Source organism: Pseudomonas sp. FG13 (genome assembly GCF_057809755.1).
Map to the genome: position 1 here is coordinate 1 of NZ_JBMDKO010000077.1, position 17,449 is coordinate 17,449.

Here is a 17,449-nt window from a genome sequence, read left to right on the forward strand (position 1 = left end):
TGTATGTCGGTTACGAAGTGGCCCAGCGGTTGAATGCCCGTTATTTCGATACGGCCACCACCTGTCCGGATGGGCGCGCGCCGTTCTATTGCAATGGGGTGGTATTGAGAGGGACTGAGTCGACCTCCGCGTTTCAATCATGGAACCCCAGTCCCCGATCGGAAAGCATCAATGGTGTCTCCGCCAGTTATGTCCGGGCCGACGCCGCGATGTCTCTTCCGATCTGGCCTCAAGGCTTGTTGTTCAAGGAACTGGCAGCCCCAACGGCCGCTCCGCTCACGGTGCGCTGCCTCTATCCATTCGATGGTTACACGGGCGCGCTGAACGAGGCCTGTACCGGGCGCATGGAATGCACGACCCTGGGAGTCGACAGCGTGGAAAGCTGGCTGTACTGGTATTCCACGACGCCGTATAACTCCTGCAGTTTCCTCCCTTCGGTGCATATGGTTCAGGTGCTGCTCGACCTTCGCAATACATATGCCCATCCGCCTTACCATTGGAACGAGTTCGTTCTGGTCCCTTGGGAGCAGCGCATTCCCGAGCGCCTGCCGATCGATGCCTTGTTCTATGGGGTGGCATACAACCCGGGGGATGGGCGCGCGGGAGCCCGTTATATCCAGGATGACTATTTCAAGACAACGGGGCGTTTCTGGCCGATCGTGCACCTGCGATTGGACGCCACCGACGGTCAGATATTTACCTTCATACCCGATGACCAGTGCCTGGATGACAGTTGTCCCCCACCGGTGTCGCTCATGAGCGCCGAATCCACGAAGGCCTGGTTCGAGGAACATGGGCAGTAGACGCTTGCGTTTAATCCGCAACGGGCATGTCACTTCTTTGTGACAATTAGACCAATGGTCTATATCTCAAGGTATGCCTGCCGATAGGCAAATCAAACCCCGTAAAAGGAGTAGTTCCCATGCTGCGGTTCTTTGCCGACCTGGGCTTTCGCTGGAAAATCACCTTGCCAATCGCTTTCCTGGCGTTGCTGTTGGTGTTGATGGGCTGGTCGGGCGTGCGTGGCATCGATCAGGTGACTGACTCCAGTACGGAATTGACCAAGCGTTATCTGCCGGCCATCAGCCTGCTGCTCAATGCCGACCGGGATCTCTACCAGGCGTTTGTGGCCGAGCGCAGCCTGCTTGTCGGCAATGCGGGCGATCATGTGCAAGCACTGCGCACCAGCCATGCCGAGAATCTGAAGCAGGCCTATGATCGCGTGCACAAGTACGCGGCGATGCAGCCGGGGGCCGATGCACTGGCGCTGGTGAAACAGTTCGATGACAGTTTTGCCCAGTGGGCACAGCTGTCGCGGCAAGTGGTCGAGCAGGCCGCGACCAATCCGCAGGCGGCCAGCGCCCTGAGTTTCGGCGACGGCGAAAAGCGGTTCGACACCATGCGCGATGCCATCGACAAGCTGGGCGAGCTGGAAGACCAGGCGTCGCTTAACGAGGGGCAGGCGGCGATCGACCATGGCGAAGCGGTGGGGCGGCAACAGGGCGGCATTTTGCTGATCGGCCTGCTCGGGTGCATCCTGCTGGTTTTTGCCCTGCCGCTGGTGGTGTTGCGCCCGATGCGTCGATTGCTTCACCGCGTCGAGCAGATTGCCGAGGGCGGCGGTGATTTGAAGGGGCGCCTTGAAGTGCGGTCGGCTGACGAGTTGGGGCAGCTTGGCAGTGCTTTCAACCGTTTCCTCGACAAGCTCCAGCCGCTGATTGCCGAGGTGGGCCGGGTGACCGGGGAGGTCGATGCCGCGGCCCGCACCATGGCCAGTATGGCCGCGACCAATGATCAACTGATCAGCAGCGAACATGCGGCGCTCGATCAGGTCAGTACCGCCGCCACCCAGATGAGCGCGGCCGTGCATGAGGTGGCGCACAGCGCCGTGAATGCCTCGGACGCCGCCAAACAAGCCAGCAGCCAGTCCCGCGACGGCGCCGAGGTGGTCAGCAGCACCGTGGATTCGATCCGCCAACTGGCCCAGGAAGTGGAGAGCGCCTCGGGCACCATCGGCGCATTGGCCCAGGAAACGTCCAGCATCGGTGCCGTCCTCGAGGTGATTCGAGGCATCGCCGAACAGACCAACCTGTTGGCACTGAACGCCGCCATCGAGGCCGCGCGGGCTGGCGAGCAGGGCCGCGGTTTTGCCGTCGTAGCCGACGAAGTCAGGGCCCTGGCGGCACGTACCCAGGATTCGACCAAGGACATCCAGGTGCGTATCGAGCGGTTGCAGAGCGGCGTGGCAAAGGCCGTGCAAGCCATGCAGGCCGGCAGCGACAAGGCTCGCGACAGCGTCGAGCGCGCCGCGGGCGTCGATCAGGTGCTCAGCGGCACCAGTGGCTCGATACAGCGGATCAACGACATGGCCGCGCAGATTGCCAACGCCTGTGAAGAGCAGAGCAGCGTCACCGAGGAGATTGCCCGCAACATCTCCGACATCCGCGATCTGTCCAACGAAGCGGCAGAGAACTCCGCCCAGAGCATGCAGGCCAGCCGGCAGCTGTCCAATCTGTCGAAGAGCCTGGCGGAACTCACCGGCCGCTTCCGCACCTGAGTCGGGCGCGGCCGTGTCTACCCGCAAGTCCCAGGCGGCGCTCACCCGCGACCGCCTGCGGGCCCTGCATCAGGACGGTTTCGTGCTGCTGCCGGCAGTATTGAATGCTGCGCAAGTCGGGGCACTGCGCCAGGCAATCGACCAGCTCAGACCCCAGCACTGGGATTACAGCGGTGTCATCGATCATTACAAATGCGTTTTCAACCGCGACCCGTTCTGGCTGCCATTTCTGGAGGTGGACGGGGTGATCGAACTGGCCGAGGCGGCCTTGGGGGATGATTGTCATGTCATCGGCCAGACGGCCTGGCGGTGTCATCCCGGTTTTATCGGGGCGCCGCTGCACCTGGATTACCTGCCGATGGCCCTGCCAGCGAGCCTCTTGGCCGACCCCGCCTTCGAGTTGCCCATGCAGATCTGTACCGCGCAGTTCTATCTCGATGACATCGATGCCGACTTGAGCCCAACCCGGGTGATTCCCGGCAGCCACCGGGCGGGGCGGGCGCCCGTGGCGGGTGAAAGCCAGTGGTTGGGGCATGCCGCGCAGCCGATGTTGTGTCGGGCTGGCGATGTGCTGGTGCTGCGCAGCGAGTTATGGCATGCCGGCAGCGACAACCGGACCGCCGACCGCACGCGTTACCTGCTGCAAGTGCACTATGGCCGACGCATGGTGGCGCAGAAGTTTTCGCCTTACCTGCACTGGCAATTCAACCCGGCCGTGCTGGCGGCCGCGTCACCTCGCCAGCGGCGCCTGCTGGGCGAACATCAGGAAGCCGAGTACGACTGACTGTCCGGCGCCTCAACCCCAAGGCGTTTTTCGACCATCTGCAACAGGTGTTCCGCCACGTTGCTCACCCCCTTGTTCTGGGCGACAACCTGGGCCCCTTCAAGCAGGAATGTCAGCTCGCAGGCGATGGCTTGGGCGTCGGGCAACTTCGCCTCCTGGCACAGAGCGACCAGCCGCTGGTACTGACGTTGCTTGTGCGCCTCGACCAGTTGCCGCGCCGGATGCTGGGGGTCGGCCAGTTCGGCCAGGCAATTGGTGAAGGAGCAGCCGCGGTAGCCGGCGCGAGCCAGATCCTGCGCGATAAATTGGCTGAAACCCAGCAGTTGCTGGATCGGCTGGCCTGGCCATTGCGTCGCGAGGTCATCGAGCACTCGGCTGTACTGGGCGGTGAGCAGACGCAGCCATTCCAGCACCAGCACATCCTTGGTTTCGAAATGCCGGTACAGGGTCATTTTGGTCGAGCCGGCGAGGGCGGCGATGGCATCCACGGTCACCCGGGTAATGCCTTGTTCGACAAACAGCGCATGCGCGGCATCAATGATGCGTTCACGCGGCGGCAATTGCGCGATGCGTTCGGGGTGAATGAGCTTCAACGTGTTCTCCGAGGATTGAGATTTTCGCTTGACATGAATACTACACGGTATTGCATGATACTAAACAGTATCGTTCGATACTGTGTGGTATATGTCTGGGTAGGAGGTCATATGAATCGCTTTGAATACGTCGAACAGGACGCTGTAGGTCTGGCGCAGTTGATCAGGGATCGCCAGGTCAGCCAGGAGCAGGTGCGCAGCGCCGCGTTAGCGGCCATCGATGCCGTCAATCCCCGTATCAACGCGGTCATCGAGGTTTGGGAGGATGAGCCAGAACCTCAGTCGGGGCCTTTTCTTGGCGTGCCCTTGCTGGTCAAGGACCTGGGGTTGACCGTGCGCAATCGTCGTAATGAATTGGGCAGCCGTCTGGCCGCGGGGTGCGTTGCCCCTGAGGATTCCGAATTGATGCTGCGGTTGCGTCGGGCAGGCCTGTTGCCCCTGGGGCGCACCACCACGCCGGAACTCGCTGCCAGTACCACCACCGAGAATCGTGTAGATGGACCGACTCGTAATCCCTGGGATCTGGCGCGCAGCGCGGGTGGTTCAAGTGGCGGCTCGGCCGCTGCGGTGGCGGCTGGAGCGGTTCCCGTCGCCCATGCCACCGATGGCGGCGGCTCCATTCGCGTGCCCGCCGCGTCCACTGGCCTGTTCGGTCTCAAGCCTGGTCGTGGCCGTCTGCCCATGGGCCCCTATGTTGACGAAGTGTGGTCCGGGTTGGCGGTGCACGGTGTGTTGAGCCGGACGGTGCGGGACACCGCGGCCTTGCTGGACTGTCTGCACGGTCCCGCCGTGGGCGACCCGTTCCACGTAGCGCCCCCTGCCGGACCCTATGCCGCCTTGTTGAATCGCGACCCCGGCCCCCTGCGCATTGCCGTGCAGCATCGGGCCTTGAACGGCCAGTTGAACGCACCCGCAGTGGATGAAGCCCTCGACCGGGTGTGCAAGTTGCTTGAAACCCTCGGACATCGGGTCATTCCCGTACCTGCGGACATCGGACTGAGCTGGGAAGCATTCGTCGACCTCAATGCCTGCTTCTGGTCCAGCAATACCGCAGCCTGGATCGACGCCCTCGCAAGCGTGACCGGACGCCCGATCGATGCCAGCACCCTGGAGCCGGCCACCCTGGCCTTGTACCGCATGGGCCAAGACTTGAGCGCCATGCAGTTGCTGGGTGCGATGCACAATAGGAATCTGGTGACCCGGCACATGGGGCAGGTGCTCACCGAGTACGACGTGTTGCTGACGCCCACGCTGCCAGACGTCGTCCCGTTGATCGGGGAGTACAACGCCGGACAGGAGTTACTCAGCGGGCGCGAGTGGATGGCCCGGGTATTCAACTACTCGCCGTTCACCGCGGTATTCAACGTCAGCGGTTGTCCGGCCATGTCCGTGCCCCTGGTCCATGACACGCGGAGCGGCCTGCCTATCGGGCTGCAATTCGGAACGGGTTACGGTCGTGAAGACCTGCTGCTGCAACTGGCCGCACAGCTGGAACGTGCGATGCCCTGGGGCGGCCGACGACCGACCGTGTGGGCGGGAGATCGGGATACCCAAGCAACGTCCCCTACGGAGCACGCACCGAAAGGTTGATTCGCCCTCCGATGAGCGTGCGGAGATCGATCTCAGATCCAGACATCGTTGTCCGCCGTTCGCTCATGGGTTTCCCCCGTGTTGATGACCCCACGCGGTTCGATCAACAGCACTTTCACTTCCTGTGCGGCCCAGGGCTTGTGTTCGATGCCTTTCTTGACGACGTACATCTCGCCAGGGCCGATGGTCACCGCACCGTCGCGAAAATCGATACGAAGCTCGCCTTCCAGCACGATGAAGGTTTCATCGGTGTCGGCGTGGGAATGCCAGACGAAATCACCTTCGAGCCGGGCGACCTTGAACTGGTAGTCGTTCATTTCAGCCACGACCTTAGGGGCCCACTGATCCTGGAACAGGGCGTATTTCTGGGCAAAGTTGACAGGGGAATCATGGGTAGCCATCGCGCAATGCTCGCTGTTGTACTTGGATGAGGCCGCAACAAGCTGCTCGACAGGCAGGCCTGGCGGAGCAGCTGATGGGCGTTATGGTGTGACGCTGTGTCAGATTTCCTTCACGGGCGTCTCGCCCTGGACGTTCTTGATCAACCCGATGACGTGCAGGCAGTCCGCCTTGTTCACATAGGATTCGCCGCTGGCGATCGTTTCGTGGTTACCCGCGCGCAAGCGCCAGCGCCATTGGCCTTTTCCGCTGCTCTGGGTGCCTCGGGTCTGTCTGTAGATTTCAAAGTACATCGGTTCGCTCCCTGCGATTGACTCATTCAAGACATGTTTTTGAACATGTCGTCGAAAGCCTAGCCAAGCTGAAAGTTTTCGCTATCGGAAATACGTTTCCAATGGTTATGAGATATTGCCGATAATGACAGCGTTCGCTCGAACTGACTCGAACCGGGAGCAAAGGATGAACCGCAACGAATTGCGCAAGGCTGACATCAACCTGATGGTGGTTTTCGAAACGCTGATGCTTGAGCGCAATGTGACACGGGCGGCGGAAAAACTGTTCCTGGGACAACCCGCCATCAGTTCGGCCCTCAACCGATTGCGCGCGCGGTTCAACGATCCGCTGTTCATCCGCGTCGGCCATCGCATGGAACCCACGGCGCGGGCGGAGGAGATCATCCAGCACTTGTCGCCGGCATTGGACTCGCTGTCGGCGGCCTTGAGTCTGACCCATGACTTTGACCCGGCCAGCAGCACCATGACGTTTCGTATCGGCCTGTCGGACGATGTCGAGTTCGGCCTGTTGCCACCGCTGTTGCGCAGCCTGCGCCAGGAAGCGCCACAAGTGGTGTTCGTGGTGCAGCACGTCGATTACTGGCGGATTCCCGATTTGCTGGCGTCCGGCGACATCACCGTGGGGATCAGTCAGACCCGCGGGTTGCCGGCCAATGCCAAGCGTAAACTGTTGCGACACATCCAGCCTTGCGTGTTGCGGGCTGATGCCTCGCAGACACCGCTGACGCTGGACGACTATTGTTCGCGGCCCCACGTGTTGGTGTCCCATACCGCGAACGTGGCCGGATTCGCTGACGAGTGGCTGGCCGAGATCGGTCGCAAGCGTCAGGTGGTGTTGTCCGTGCCGCAGTACAGCGCGTTGCCGGCGTTGCTGGCCGGCACCGATATGATCGCCAGCCTGCCGGACTATACCGCCGTCGCCATGGCTGCTTCGGGCCAGTTGTTCAGCGAACCCTTTCCGTTCAAGACTCCGACCCTGGACCTGTCCATGGTCTGGCTGAGCCATGTCGACACTGACCCGGCGGAACGCTGGTTGCGGTCCCGGCTGGAGGCGTTCATGAGTGAACGCGGGGCCCCTATACCAGTTGGCTAACAGCACTTTCCTGTGGCGAGGGGATTTAGCGAAACGTCGCACCGCCCCGCTGGGGCGCGAAGCGGCCCTCTGCGTCGGACCTGACACACCGCAGCGACAGTTGGATTTTTGGGTCTGCTTCGCAGCCCAGCGGGGCGGTGCGACGTTTCGATAAATCCCCTCGCCACAAAGTTCTGTGTTTATCCCTGGAATCTGGTTTAACCAAAAAGCTCTGCTCCACAGGATTCTGTGCTTGGAAGCCAAGTAGGCGTATGGTTGCGTCGGCTGAATTCACGTCGTCACATTTCGAATCGGAGTCGAACACATGCCTCACCTGCATCTCGAGTACACCGCCAACCTGCCCGAGCTGAACGCTGACGTCGCCTTGCTGCGCTTGAATAACGCGCTGGTGGCGTCCGGTCAGTTCGCGGAGACGGACATCAAGAGCCGGGCCGTGAAGGTCGAACACTTCCGGGTGGGCACCGGTTTGGGCGAGCGTGGTTTCGTGCACGTGCAGTTGGCGTTGTTGAGCGGTCGTTCGCCGGAAATCAAGAAGCAACTGGGGGAAAGCCTGTTGACCGTGATCCAGGAGTTGGGCCCTTGGCCGGCTGGTCTCAGCGTGCAGTTCAGCGTGGAGACCGTCGATATGGATCGCGGCTGCTACGCGAAGGCTATCCTCGACAACTGAGGCTCAGGCGTCAGCCGGGTGCAGGCTTCGATCGCCCGTTCGTGGCACGGGTGAGCCGGCACCGGCGTGACACTGGTTGATGCTCTGCAAGATGGTGCGCACATGATCGTACATGCCCTCGGCTTTGAACGTGGGGCGCATGCCGGTGCGGGTATTGATGAACAGCTCGTCCTTGAAGCAGGTTCGCAGTTTCTTCAGGCAGTAACTCACCGTTGACTGGCTGACACACAATGCCTCGGACACGCCGCTGACACTGCTTTTTTCGTACACGGCGCTGAACACCATGAGGTCCTGCATATCGAGCTTTCTGAGGGAGTTACTGTTTAGCATCCGTTGCTTCTCGCTGTGCTCCTTGCGCGGGTCTTGCGCAAACAAGATCCGTGATCCTAACGGAACGATGGTCCCAAGTGAATGCCGTGGGGGCTGTTTCGCTGTCGGGAACGGGACAGATAATGTAGGGAATACGACGAACAGATCGTCTTTCGCTACCAGGAAGATTGTTTAGCGCGTTCGCACCCACGCTCCAGCAAATCCAGGTTTAACGACGCGGGTCGGCGTGGGACGCTCGTGGGATGTGTTTACTGTGATGCGCTTATGGACGGTCGGCCCGCAGCACTCCTTTACCCAGCATCTGCCGCGGTCGGTCTGGTCGGTCGACTCACGCTTGTCCTTGCCCCATCACTGTCTGCGTTGCCCTCCGAGCTGGCTTTTTGGGCCCTCTGGCATTGTCGCCATGCCCGTCCTCCGGATGTCCGTATTTCCTGTTGATAACTCACGGTGACCGTCAATGACGGGCACAGACTGACGGCGCCTTGACGCCCGTCCGACAAGAAAATACGAGCATTCTCATGAGCATTGCCAATCCTGCTTTCGCGCCCGTTGAACAAGCCCGGGCATTCCTGGCCCAGCACCCGGACATCGAACTGTTCGAACTGTTTATCCTCGACAACAACGGCGTGCCCAGGGGCAAGTTGTTGCATCGTGATGAGCTGCTGGCGGTTTATGAAAGCGGCCGTCCGCTGCCGAGCACGATCCTTGGACTGACCCTCAATGGCGACGACGTGGAAAACTCGGGGCTGGTATGGGAGGTCGGTGACATCGACTGCCGGGCCTACCCCATCAGCGGCAGTTTGCAGCGCATGCCGTGGCGGTTGATTCCCACCGCGGCCGTGCAGGTCGCTATGCATCCCCGGGAGGGCCTGCCGGCGGCCATCGCCGATCCGCGTTATCTGCTCAGCCGGGTGATCGAGGGTTTACAGGCCGACGGCTATTACCCGGTGATGGCGGCGGAACTGGAGTTCTATCTGCTGGACGCGCAACGCGACAGCCAGGGCCGGCCGCAACCGGCGCGGGATGCCGACGGTGGTCGGCCGCGCGCTACCCAGGTCTACGGTTTGCGCGAGCTGGAGCAGATCGAGCCGTTCCTGGCGGACCTTTATGCCGCCTGCAGACTCCAGGGCATACCGGCTCGCACGGCGATTTCCGAATACGCCCCGGGCCAGGTGGAAATCACCCTCGAACACCGCACCGATGCATTGCAAGCCATGGACGAAGCGGTGCGCTACAAGCGACTGGTCAAAGGCGTGGCGCATAAACATGGCATGGTGGCGTGTTTCATGGCCAAGCCATTCGACCATCTGGCGGGTTCCGGCATGCACATGCACGTCAGCCTGGCGGATAGCAAAGGCAATAATCTGTTTGCCAGCGAGGCCGCCGATGGCACACCGCTGTTGCGCTGGGCCATCGGTGGAATGCTCGACACGTTGCTCGATTCATTGCTGATGTTCTGCCCGAACGCCAACTCCTACCGGCGATTCCAGAGCAATAGTTACGCGCCCCTGACGGCGACCTGGGGGGTGGACAACCGCACCGTGAGCCTGAGGGTGCCAGGCGGTCCGGCCTTTTCCCGGCACATCGAGCATCGCATTTGTGGCGCCGACGCCAACCCGTACCTCGCGGCCGCGGCGATACTGGCCGGCATTCATCGTGGCATACGGGAACAATGCGATCCCGCCGCGCCCGTTGAAGGCAATGGTTACGCACAAGCGAACCGTTTATTGCCCACCGACTGGCTTACCGCCCTGCGTGCGCTCGAGGCTTCGACCTGGGCGCAAGAAGCTTTCGGTGGCGAGTTCCTTGGTGTCTACCTGGCGGTCAAACGCGCTGAATACCGTCAGTTCATGGGCGAGGTGGGGGAGCAGGACTGGCGTTGGTACCTGAATCAAGCCTGACGGCTGCGTCAGGTTTGTCGCTTAAATAATAATTTAATAGCAACTTTTTCACGAAAAATTGATGGTGGGCTACCTAAAGTTTGTGCTGCCGTAGGAAACGAATTTTTCACACTTTTCTTCGGCCCTTCTTCTCCAAAGAGCAACTTTCAGGAAAACGCCCACCATCATGCTGACCATTAAAGCCGTGCGCCCCGAGTGGGTGACGCTGATTGCCAGTGCCTTTTTATTAGTCGGCTTCAACGTCATTCTCTGGCAGCACTTGCTGACGATCACGACGGCTGACGGTCGCGGCCTGCTGATGTGCGCGGCCTTTGGCGTGATGATTTTCTGCGCATTCAACCTGGTGTTGACGCTCGTGGCATTTCGCCCGGTGCTCAAACCCGTGCTGATGCTGATCTTCCTGATCAGCGCCGGCGTGGCGTATTTCATGGCCCAATACGGTGTCTTGATCGACGTCGGCATGTTGCGCAACTTTGCCGAAACCAATGCCACCGAAGTCCGTGACCTATTGTCGCTGAAGTTATTTGCCTATCTTGGATTACTTGGCGTCTTACCTTCCTGGTTACTATTCAAAACACCGATCAAGTACCGTAGCTGGCCTAAAGAGTTGTTAAGCAAGTTGATGGTCGGTGTGGCGTCGGCGGCGATGATTGGCGTGGTCGCCCTGGCGAATTACCAGGGGCTGTCTTCCCTGTTTCGCAACCACCATGAATTGCGCCTGATGATCGTGCCAAGCAACTACATTGGGGCTTCGGTCGGCTACCTGCGTGAGCAAGTCGTGTCGGCCAAGCAACCGTTCGTCAAGCTGGGCGAGGATGCCAGTCGCAATCTGGCCTGGCAGACCCACGCCCGCAAATCCCTGACCGTATTGGTGGTCGGGGAAAGTGCTCGTGCCGAGAACTTCGGCATCCTCGGCTATAACCGCGACACCACGCCGACGTTGGATCACGAGGCCGGTCTGATCGCTTTCACCGACGTGCATTCCTGCGGTACCGAAACCGCCGTGTCGGTGCCCTGCATGTTTTCCAACATGGGCCGCAAGAACTACGATGCCAGCAAGGCCAAGCATGAAGAGGGCCTACTGGATGTACTCCAACGCGCCGGCCTGGAGGTGATCTGGCGGGACAACCAGTCCGGCTGCAAGGGGACATGCGACCGGGTTACCCTGCAGGATGTGAGCAATCTCAAGGACCCGGCCCTGTGCGCCAACAGCGAGTGCCGGGATGAGATCCTGCTCCAGGGGCTGCAGCATTTCATCGACACCCTGGACAAGGACACGGTGCTGGTGCTGCACCAGATGGGCAGTCACGGGCCTGAGTACTTCAAGCGTTATCCCAAGGAGTACGAACACTTCACGCCGGTGTGCGAAAGCAACGCGCTGAACAATTGCAGCCGCGAAAGCATCGTCAACGGCTACGACAATACGCTGGTGTACACCGACCATGTGCTTTCGACCCTGATCGACTTACTGCGGGCCAACCAGGACAAGGTCGATACGGCCATGCTGTACCTGTCGGACCACGGTGAGTCCCTGGGCGAATACAACCTGTTTCTCCACGGCACGCCCTACATGCTTGCCCCGGAACAGCAGAAGCATGTGGCGATGCTCGCCTGGTTTTCCGACAGCTATCAAAAATCCTTCGCTGTGGACGCCCATTGCCTGCAGATGAGTCGGGAAAAGCCCTTGAGCCAGGACAACCTGTTTCACTCGATGCTCGGCTTGCTGGAAGTCAACAGCAAAGTTTATAACCGGGACCTGGATCTGTTCGCCGGTTGTCGCGGTGCGGTGATTGACGGTGTGTTGGCGCGGGAGTGATTGCCTAAACCTTTTTTTCACGCCGCGCCGTTTAATCTGTCATCTGTCCATTTACCAAGAGCCGTTCGTATGTCCGGGCTATCCCCATCCAACGTCGAACTCGAGTTCGCCAGGCATCACGACCAGGAGCATGCGCAATTCTGCTGCCAGCCGGCGCCGCGACGGCTGCGCCTGGCGTTCTGGCGTGATGAGCATATGGTGCGCAACGCCCTGAAAGTGGCCGGTGAGCCCGGGCTGGTATTGGACGTGGCGTGTGGGGCAGGGCGGTTTTGGCCGGTGCTGGCCGAACATGCCAACCGGGTGATCCTGGCAGCCGACCCATCGCCGGATATGCTCGAACACGCGCTCACCCATCATGGTGGCGCGTTGCTCAAGCGAGTCAGGACCTTTCCGAGTTCGGCGTTTACCATCGGACTGTCGGAAAACGCGGTGGATTGCATTTGTTGCCTGCAATTGTTTCGCCACGTGAGTGCCAGCGAGCATCGCCTGGCGCTGCTGCGCGAATTTCATCGGGTCAGTCGCGACACGGTCATCGTGTCGGTTCAAGTCGATGGGCGTTTCAAACTTGGCCATCCACCGCAACGGAACCTGGCAGACAAGGCCGATGTCGAGGCCGAGTTCCTCCAGGCTGGTTTCAACGTGCTGTGGCACCAAGACTTCCTGCCCGGTTTTGCGCTGACGCGGGTTTATGTGTTGCGTAAGACCAGTTAGCTTCTAATGTAGGACTATTCTTGCCGATGCGCAGGCGATTTCTCTCAGGCTCTTGCTCTATGGATGCTCGCAATCGCTGACGGCGATATATACTGCGCGCCATTCTTCAAGGGAGAGCCGTGTGGCCATCGATATTCACTGGATTCGCGACAACGATAGCCTCGGTCGGTTTTGCACCGAATGGCAGCAGTTGCCCTTCGTCGCCCTCGACACCGAATTCATGCGGGTCGACACCTTTTACCCCATCGCCGGTTTGCTGCAGATCGGCGACGGCAAGCGTGCCTACCTGATCGACCCCTTGACCATCGATAACTGGCAGCCCCTGGCGGCATTGCTGGAAAACCCGGCCGTGCTCAAGGTGCTGCACGCCTGCAGCGAAGACCTTGAAGTCCTGCTGCGCCTGACCCGCAGCCTGCCCGCGCCGCTGTTCGATACCCAATTGGCTGCCGCGTACCTGAACCTGGGTTTCTCCATGGGCTACTCGCGGCTGGTGCAGGAGGTTCTGGGCATCGAGTTGCCCAAGGGCGAGACCCGCTCCGACTGGTTGCAGCGGCCGTTGTCCGAAACGCAGATCAGCTATGCCGCAGAGGATGCGGTGCACCTGGCTGAAGTTTTCGTGCAACTGCGTCCCAAGCTTTCCGATGAGAAGTACGCCTGGGTCCTGGAAGATGGCGCTGAGCTGGTCGCCAACCTGCGCCGCGAAGTCGATCCCGATGAGGTGTACCGCGAAGCCAAGCTCGCCTGGAAGCTGTCCCGCGCGCAACTGGCCGTGCTGCGTGAGCTCTGCGCCTGGCGCGAGCGGGAGGCTCGGGCCCGTGACTTGCCGCGTAATCGCATCATTCGCGAGCATTCGCTGTGGCCCCTGGCCCGGACCCAGCCGGATAACCTCGGTGCGCTGGCGAAAATCGAAGACATGCACCCGCGTACCGTGCGTCAGGACGGCGAGTTTCTGCTGGATCTGATCAAGCGCGCTGCCAGCGTGCCGCCCGAGCAATGGCCGCCAGCCGTAGCCGAGCCGTTGCCCATCGAGGCCTCGGCACTGGTCAAGCGTCTGCGGGCCCTGGGGCAGGCTGAGGCCGAACGCCTGGGCATTGCCCCGGAACTGATGCTACGCAAGAAAACCCTCGAAGCGCTGATCAAGAGCGGCTTCCCCGAGGGCCCTTATCAATTGCCTGATTCGCTGCGTGGCTGGCGTCGCGAACTGATGGGCCAGGCGCTGCTCGACAGCCTGGCCACTGCCGGAGAACAGCCTTGAAACGTATTTGCTCCATTTACCGCAGCTCGAAGAAAAACGAGATGTACCTGTATGTGCTCAAGAGCGACGCATTGGCGCGTGTGCCTGAGCCATTGATGGCGGCCTTTGGCAAGGCGACCCATGCCTTCGACCTGGTCCTGAGCCCTGAGCGGCAGTTGTCCCGCGAGGACATCAACAAGGTGCTGGAAAACCTCGACACCCAGGGTTATCACCTGCAGATGCCGCCGGCCGAAGAAGAGTACATCGAGCATTTGCCTGAAGAGTTGCTGCGACGCAACGACCCGGTCTGACGCGGTACTGAGGTACCCGTCCTGGGACTTCTTGAGACACATTGGAATTTTTTTGACGATCGCCGCATGGATGGAGCGACACTCTGTCGGCGTTCGTCTGCACTGTTTTTGAAAGGTTTGATTCATGCGCGTTCTGATTGCCGAACACGACCATGCGGTATATGCCCAACTGTTGCGCCAGGCTGCGCCCGATATCGAAGTGCTGACCAGCGGTGACTCCGCCGAATTATCCCGACTGGCCGCTGAGTGCAAGGTCTGGCTTGGCCAGCCCGATCTGCTGGCTACCCTGTTGCGCCAGGGTCATCGCCCCCAGTGGTTGCAATCGACCTGGGCGGGCATCACGCCGCTGTTGGCCGAGGGGTTGACACGCGACTACCGGCTGACCCGTGCGGTAGGTATCTTCGGCCAGTTGATGGCTGAGTACGTGCTCACCTACATGCTTGGTCATGAACGCGAGGTGCTGGCACGCCTGGTCAGCCAGGTCGAGCGCAAGTGGGACAACCGCCAGGGGCAGGGCCTGGCGGGGCGCAAGGCACTGATCGTCGGGACGGGTGATATCGGTCAACGGGTGGCGCAGTTCCTCGTGCCGTTTGGTGTGCAGCTCTATGGCATTGCCAGCGAAGCGCGGGACCTGGCTCCTTTCGTCGAGGTTGGGGCGATGAAGGATCTGCCGCGTCTGGTCGGCGAAGTGGATTATGTCATCAATCTGCTGCCCAACACCCCCCACACCCATGACGTGTACGACGCGGCGCTGTTCAAGCAATTCAAACCCACCGGACTGTTCATCAATGCCGGACGCGGCGTGGCCGTGGTGGATGCGGACCTGGTGCAAGCCTTGAAAGACGGGTACCTGGCCGGCGCAGTGATCGACGTCTGCCGCCAGGAGCCGCTGCCACAGCGTCATCCATTCTGGACGGCCTGGGGCTTGCTGTTGACCGGCCACAGCTCGGCACCGACATCGCCGCCGCTGATGACCCAGCTGTTCCTGGAGAACCTGCGTGCCTACCAGGCCGGCGAAGCCTTGCGCGGCGAAGTGGATTTCACCCGGGGCTACTGACCCCCAATCAGCCTTGTGGGAGCGAGCCTGCTCGCGATAGCGGTGTGTCAGTCAACATTGACACTGGAAGAACCACCGTCATCGCGAGCAGGCTCGCTCCCACCGGGCGGCGGCATTGCCGTCTTACCGACAGTCGCCGACGCTTGGCCTGAAGAGGTCCCGGCACTAGACTGTCGGCCTTTTCACCACCTGATGTTGATGCTCGAGCCATGGCCGCCAAAGTCGAACCTTTCTGGATACGCAAGACCCTCGATCAGCTCGATGCGCAGGAGTGGGAATCGTTGTGCGACGGCTGTGGCTTGTGCTGCCTGCAAAAGCTCGAAGACGAAGACGACAACAGCGTTTACTACACCCGCATCGCCTGCAAGCTGCTGGACCTGAAAACCTGCCAGTGCACCGATTATCCGCGCCGCCGCGAGTCCGTTCCCGATTGCATCCAGCTCACGCCGGGCAAGGCCGATGAGTTCAAATGGTTGCCGCCGACCTGCGCTTACCGGCTGGTCAGCGAGGGCAAGGACCTGCCACTGTGGCACCATCTGGTCTGTGGCGACCGCGATGCCGTGCACCACGAACGCATTTCCCAATCCGGGCGCATGCTGGCCGAAGGCAGCGTGCCCGAGGACGATTGGGAAGATCATCTGATTTTTCGCGCCGGCTGAATCGTCGGGCGTTGCATCACCGGGGAGAGCCCATGGGCGCAGGACTGAAACGGATGCTGGCGGCCGGCGGACTGCTGGCGATGTGCGGCCCGCTATGGGCGGCGCAGAAAGTCGATCTGGATTACCACGTGCACCTGCTACCCCAGAGCGATCAGGCCGAAGTGCGCTTGACCCTGGCCCGTGGCTCGGCGGTGCGCAGCCTGGATTTCGATCTTGGCGACGGCAGCCGCTACAGCGATTTCAAGGCGGACGGTCAATGGCAACTGACGCCGGGTAAAGCCGCGCGAGGCCTCTGGCGCCCGAGCGCCGACAAGGCCAGCCTGACCTACCGGGTGCGCATCAGCCATGGGCGCAAGAATGGCACCTTCGAAACCCGCATGACGCCCGCCTGGGCCTTGCTGCGTGGCGACGACCTGGTGCCGTCGGCCCGGCTCGACCAGCAGGACGGCGTCGAACTGGTGGCGCGCCTGGACGTTGAATTGCCCGCCGGTTGGAAAAGCATCGAAACGCCCTGGCCACGCATCGGCAAGCAGCGCTTTCGCATCGATAACCCCGCGCGCCTGTTCGACCGTCCCACGGGCTGGATGCTCGCCGGCAAACTGGGCAGCCGCCGAACGCGCCTGGGTGAAACCGAAGTCACCGTGGCCTCGCCTCAGGGCCAGGGCATGCGCCGGATGGACGTGCTGACACTGCTGACTTTCGTCTGGCCGCAGGTGCAGGCGCTGATACCGCGCCACCCCACGAAACTGCTGATTATCGGAGCCCAGGAGCCGTTGTGGCGTGGTGCCCAGGCCGGCCGTGAGTCGATTTACCTGCACAGCCGTTCGCCGCTGGTCAGCGAGCGGGGCACCAGCCCGTTGCTACGGGAACTGGTGCAGACCCTCGCCCGTGTCCATGACCGTGAACGCAGTGACTGGATCGGCGAAGGCCTGGCCGAGTACTACGCCATCGAGCTGCTGCGCCGCGCCGGCGGCATGAGCGACGAGCGTTACCAGACCTTGAACGAGCGCCTTGTCCGCGACAGCCAGGGTGTGACGACCCTGCGCGGCGAGCAGGTCAGTCCGGCGATGATTGCCAAGGCGGTGCTGTTGCTGCAGGAGCTGGATCGGGAGATTCGTTTGAAAACCCGTAACAAACGTTCGCTCGATGATGTGCTGCAGGCCGCGATGCGCCTGGAAACGGTCGACACCCGGGAATTCGTGCAGCTCAGCGAGAGCATTCTGGGTGGTGCGTCTACGGTGCTGGATAACCGGTTACTCCAGTAATACCGCCATCGCGAGCAAGCTTTGCTCCCACAGGTTTTGCACCGTCTGATCCTATCTGACTGGCATCAGGGCAAGCCTTGCTCCCACAGGTTTTGCACCGTCTGATCCTTACCTGACTGGCATCAGGGCAAGCTTTGCTCCCACAGGTTTTGCACCGTCTGATCCTTACCTGACTGGCATCAGGGCAAG

16 protein-coding genes and 3 pseudogenes are annotated in these 17,449 nt (G+C 61.2%); 15 read left to right on the top strand and 4 right to left on the bottom strand.

Going from position 1 to position 17,449, the window contains the following annotated elements; genetic code table 11:
- The 4 genes and pseudogenes from ACODTO_RS28440 to ACODTO_RS28455 form a co-directional block, all read left to right on the top strand.
- A pseudogene (locus ACODTO_RS28440) lies at nt 1-803 on the top strand (hypothetical protein); the annotation flags it as partial.
- Between the two features lie 119 nt (nt 804-922).
- Nucleotides 923-1,699: pseudogene (locus tag ACODTO_RS28445) on the top strand (HAMP domain-containing protein); the annotation flags it as partial.
- A gap of 78 nt (nt 1,700-1,777) precedes the next feature.
- Nucleotides 1,778-2,557 (top strand): methyl-accepting chemotaxis protein, encoded by a 780-nt coding sequence (locus ACODTO_RS28450; RefSeq protein WP_464711893.1) that lies wholly within the window; start codon nt 1,778-1,780, stop codon nt 2,555-2,557.
- 13 nt (nt 2,558-2,570) lie between these two features.
- The gene (locus ACODTO_RS28455) at nt 2,571-3,341 is read left to right on the top strand and encodes a phytanoyl-CoA dioxygenase family protein (RefSeq protein WP_139649639.1); all 771 of its coding nucleotides are present in this window, start codon (nt 2,571-2,573) and stop codon (nt 3,339-3,341) included.
- Here the strand turns inward: ACODTO_RS28455 and ACODTO_RS28460 are convergent.
- The gene (locus ACODTO_RS28460; RefSeq protein ID WP_489107402.1) at nt 3,320-3,934 is read right to left on the bottom strand and encodes a TetR/AcrR family transcriptional regulator; all 615 of its coding nucleotides are present in this window, start codon (nt 3,932-3,934) and stop codon (nt 3,320-3,322) included. The genes ACODTO_RS28455 and ACODTO_RS28460 overlap by 22 nt on opposite strands.
- Before the next feature lie 111 nt (nt 3,935-4,045).
- Between ACODTO_RS28460 and ACODTO_RS28465 the strand changes: the two genes are divergently transcribed.
- Nucleotides 4,046-5,524 (top strand): amidase, encoded by a 1,479-nt coding sequence (locus ACODTO_RS28465; protein ID WP_489107403.1) that lies wholly within the window; start codon nt 4,046-4,048, stop codon nt 5,522-5,524.
- Nucleotides 5,525-5,556: 32 nt separating this feature from the next.
- Here ACODTO_RS28465 and ACODTO_RS28470 read toward each other — a convergent pair whose 3' ends face one another.
- Both ACODTO_RS28470 and ACODTO_RS28475 read right to left on the bottom strand, forming a co-directional pair.
- The gene (locus ACODTO_RS28470; RefSeq protein WP_041023897.1) at nt 5,557-5,925 is read right to left on the bottom strand and encodes a cupin domain-containing protein; all 369 of its coding nucleotides are present in this window, start codon (nt 5,923-5,925) and stop codon (nt 5,557-5,559) included.
- Nucleotides 5,926-6,024: 99 nt separating this feature from the next.
- Nucleotides 6,025-6,216 carry a YegP family protein gene (locus tag ACODTO_RS28475; RefSeq protein ID WP_041023896.1) on the bottom strand — a complete coding sequence of 64 codons (192 nt, stop codon included), beginning with the start codon at nt 6,214-6,216 and terminating at the stop codon, nt 6,025-6,027.
- Nucleotides 6,217-6,382: 166 nt separating this feature from the next.
- Here ACODTO_RS28475 and ACODTO_RS28480 point away from each other — a divergent pair, with 166 nt between their 5' ends.
- Entirely contained in the window at nt 6,383-7,309 is a 927-nt protein-coding gene (locus ACODTO_RS28480; protein WP_139649633.1) for a LysR family transcriptional regulator, read from the top strand.
- Nucleotides 7,310-7,613: 304 nt separating this feature from the next.
- Entirely contained in the window at nt 7,614-7,976 is a 363-nt protein-coding gene (locus ACODTO_RS28485; RefSeq protein WP_139649631.1) for a 5-carboxymethyl-2-hydroxymuconate Delta-isomerase, read from the top strand.
- A gap of 57 nt (nt 7,977-8,033) precedes the next feature.
- Here the strand turns inward: ACODTO_RS28485 and ACODTO_RS28490 are convergent.
- Nucleotides 8,034-8,306 (bottom strand): annotated as a pseudogene (locus ACODTO_RS28490) (LysR family transcriptional regulator); the annotation flags it as partial.
- A 518-nt stretch (nt 8,307-8,824) separates the two neighbouring features.
- On the opposite strand from ACODTO_RS28490, the gene ACODTO_RS28495 reads away from it, so the two are divergent.
- The 8 genes from ACODTO_RS28495 (at nt 8,825) to ACODTO_RS28530 (ending at nt 17,260) form a co-directional block, all read left to right on the top strand.
- A complete protein-coding gene (locus ACODTO_RS28495; RefSeq protein WP_139649629.1) occupies nt 8,825-10,207 on the top strand; it encodes a glutamine synthetase family protein in 1,383 nt (460 codons plus the stop codon).
- Between the two features lie 166 nt (nt 10,208-10,373).
- A complete protein-coding gene (locus tag ACODTO_RS28500) occupies nt 10,374-12,023 on the top strand; it encodes a phosphoethanolamine transferase (protein WP_464710774.1) in 1,650 nt (549 codons plus the stop codon).
- A 69-nt stretch (nt 12,024-12,092) separates the two neighbouring features.
- The gene (locus ACODTO_RS28505; protein ID WP_489107404.1) at nt 12,093-12,734 is read left to right on the top strand and encodes a class I SAM-dependent methyltransferase; all 642 of its coding nucleotides are present in this window, start codon (nt 12,093-12,095) and stop codon (nt 12,732-12,734) included.
- Between the two features lie 121 nt (nt 12,735-12,855).
- Nucleotides 12,856-13,989, top strand: a complete 1,134-nt coding sequence (rnd, locus tag ACODTO_RS28510) for a ribonuclease D (RefSeq protein ID WP_139649622.1) — start codon at nt 12,856-12,858, stop codon at nt 13,987-13,989.
- The gene (locus tag ACODTO_RS28515) at nt 13,986-14,279 is read left to right on the top strand and encodes a YcgL domain-containing protein (protein WP_024780406.1); all 294 of its coding nucleotides are present in this window, start codon (nt 13,986-13,988) and stop codon (nt 14,277-14,279) included. The genes rnd and ACODTO_RS28515 overlap by 4 nt, the downstream gene beginning before the upstream one ends.
- Nucleotides 14,280-14,403: 124 nt before the next feature.
- Nucleotides 14,404-15,336, top strand: coding sequence for a D-2-hydroxyacid dehydrogenase (locus tag ACODTO_RS28520; protein ID WP_489107405.1), 933 nt, complete (start codon nt 14,404-14,406; stop codon nt 15,334-15,336).
- A 209-nt stretch (nt 15,337-15,545) separates the two neighbouring features.
- Nucleotides 15,546-15,995, top strand: a complete 450-nt coding sequence (locus tag ACODTO_RS28525; protein WP_024780408.1) for a YcgN family cysteine cluster protein — start codon at nt 15,546-15,548, stop codon at nt 15,993-15,995.
- 32 nt (nt 15,996-16,027) lie between these two features.
- Nucleotides 16,028-17,260 carry a hypothetical protein gene (locus tag ACODTO_RS28530; RefSeq protein WP_489107406.1) on the top strand — a complete coding sequence of 411 codons (1,233 nt, stop codon included), beginning with the start codon at nt 16,028-16,030 and terminating at the stop codon, nt 17,258-17,260.
- The last annotated feature ends 189 nt before the right edge of the window (nt 17,261-17,449 follow it).

Bases quoted from the DNA above. Each gene is read 5' to 3' on its own strand.
- ACODTO_RS28485 (WP_139649631.1), top strand. From the start codon at position 7,614: ATGCCTCACCTGCATCTCGAGTACACCGCCAACCTGCCCGAGCTGAAC.
- ACODTO_RS28480 (WP_139649633.1), top strand. From the start codon at position 6,383: ATGAACCGCAACGAATTGCGCAAGGCTGACATCAACCTGATGGTGGTT.
- ACODTO_RS28470 (WP_041023897.1), bottom strand. From the start codon at position 5,925: ATGGCTACCCATGATTCCCCTGTCAACTTTGCCCAGAAATACGCCCTG.
- ACODTO_RS28525 (WP_024780408.1), top strand. From the start codon at position 15,546: ATGGCCGCCAAAGTCGAACCTTTCTGGATACGCAAGACCCTCGATCAG.
- ACODTO_RS28530 (WP_489107406.1), top strand. From the start codon at position 16,028: ATGGGCGCAGGACTGAAACGGATGCTGGCGGCCGGCGGACTGCTGGCG.
- ACODTO_RS28465 (WP_489107403.1), top strand. From the start codon at position 4,046: ATGAATCGCTTTGAATACGTCGAACAGGACGCTGTAGGTCTGGCGCAG.
- ACODTO_RS28520 (WP_489107405.1), top strand. From the start codon at position 14,404: ATGCGCGTTCTGATTGCCGAACACGACCATGCGGTATATGCCCAACTG.
- ACODTO_RS28450 (WP_464711893.1), top strand. From the start codon at position 1,778: ATGGCCGCGACCAATGATCAACTGATCAGCAGCGAACATGCGGCGCTC.
- ACODTO_RS28495 (WP_139649629.1), top strand. From the start codon at position 8,825: ATGAGCATTGCCAATCCTGCTTTCGCGCCCGTTGAACAAGCCCGGGCA.
- ACODTO_RS28505 (WP_489107404.1), top strand. From the start codon at position 12,093: ATGTCCGGGCTATCCCCATCCAACGTCGAACTCGAGTTCGCCAGGCAT.
- ACODTO_RS28500 (WP_464710774.1), top strand. From the start codon at position 10,374: ATGCTGACCATTAAAGCCGTGCGCCCCGAGTGGGTGACGCTGATTGCC.
- ACODTO_RS28475 (WP_041023896.1), bottom strand. From the start codon at position 6,216: ATGTACTTTGAAATCTACAGACAGACCCGAGGCACCCAGAGCAGCGGA.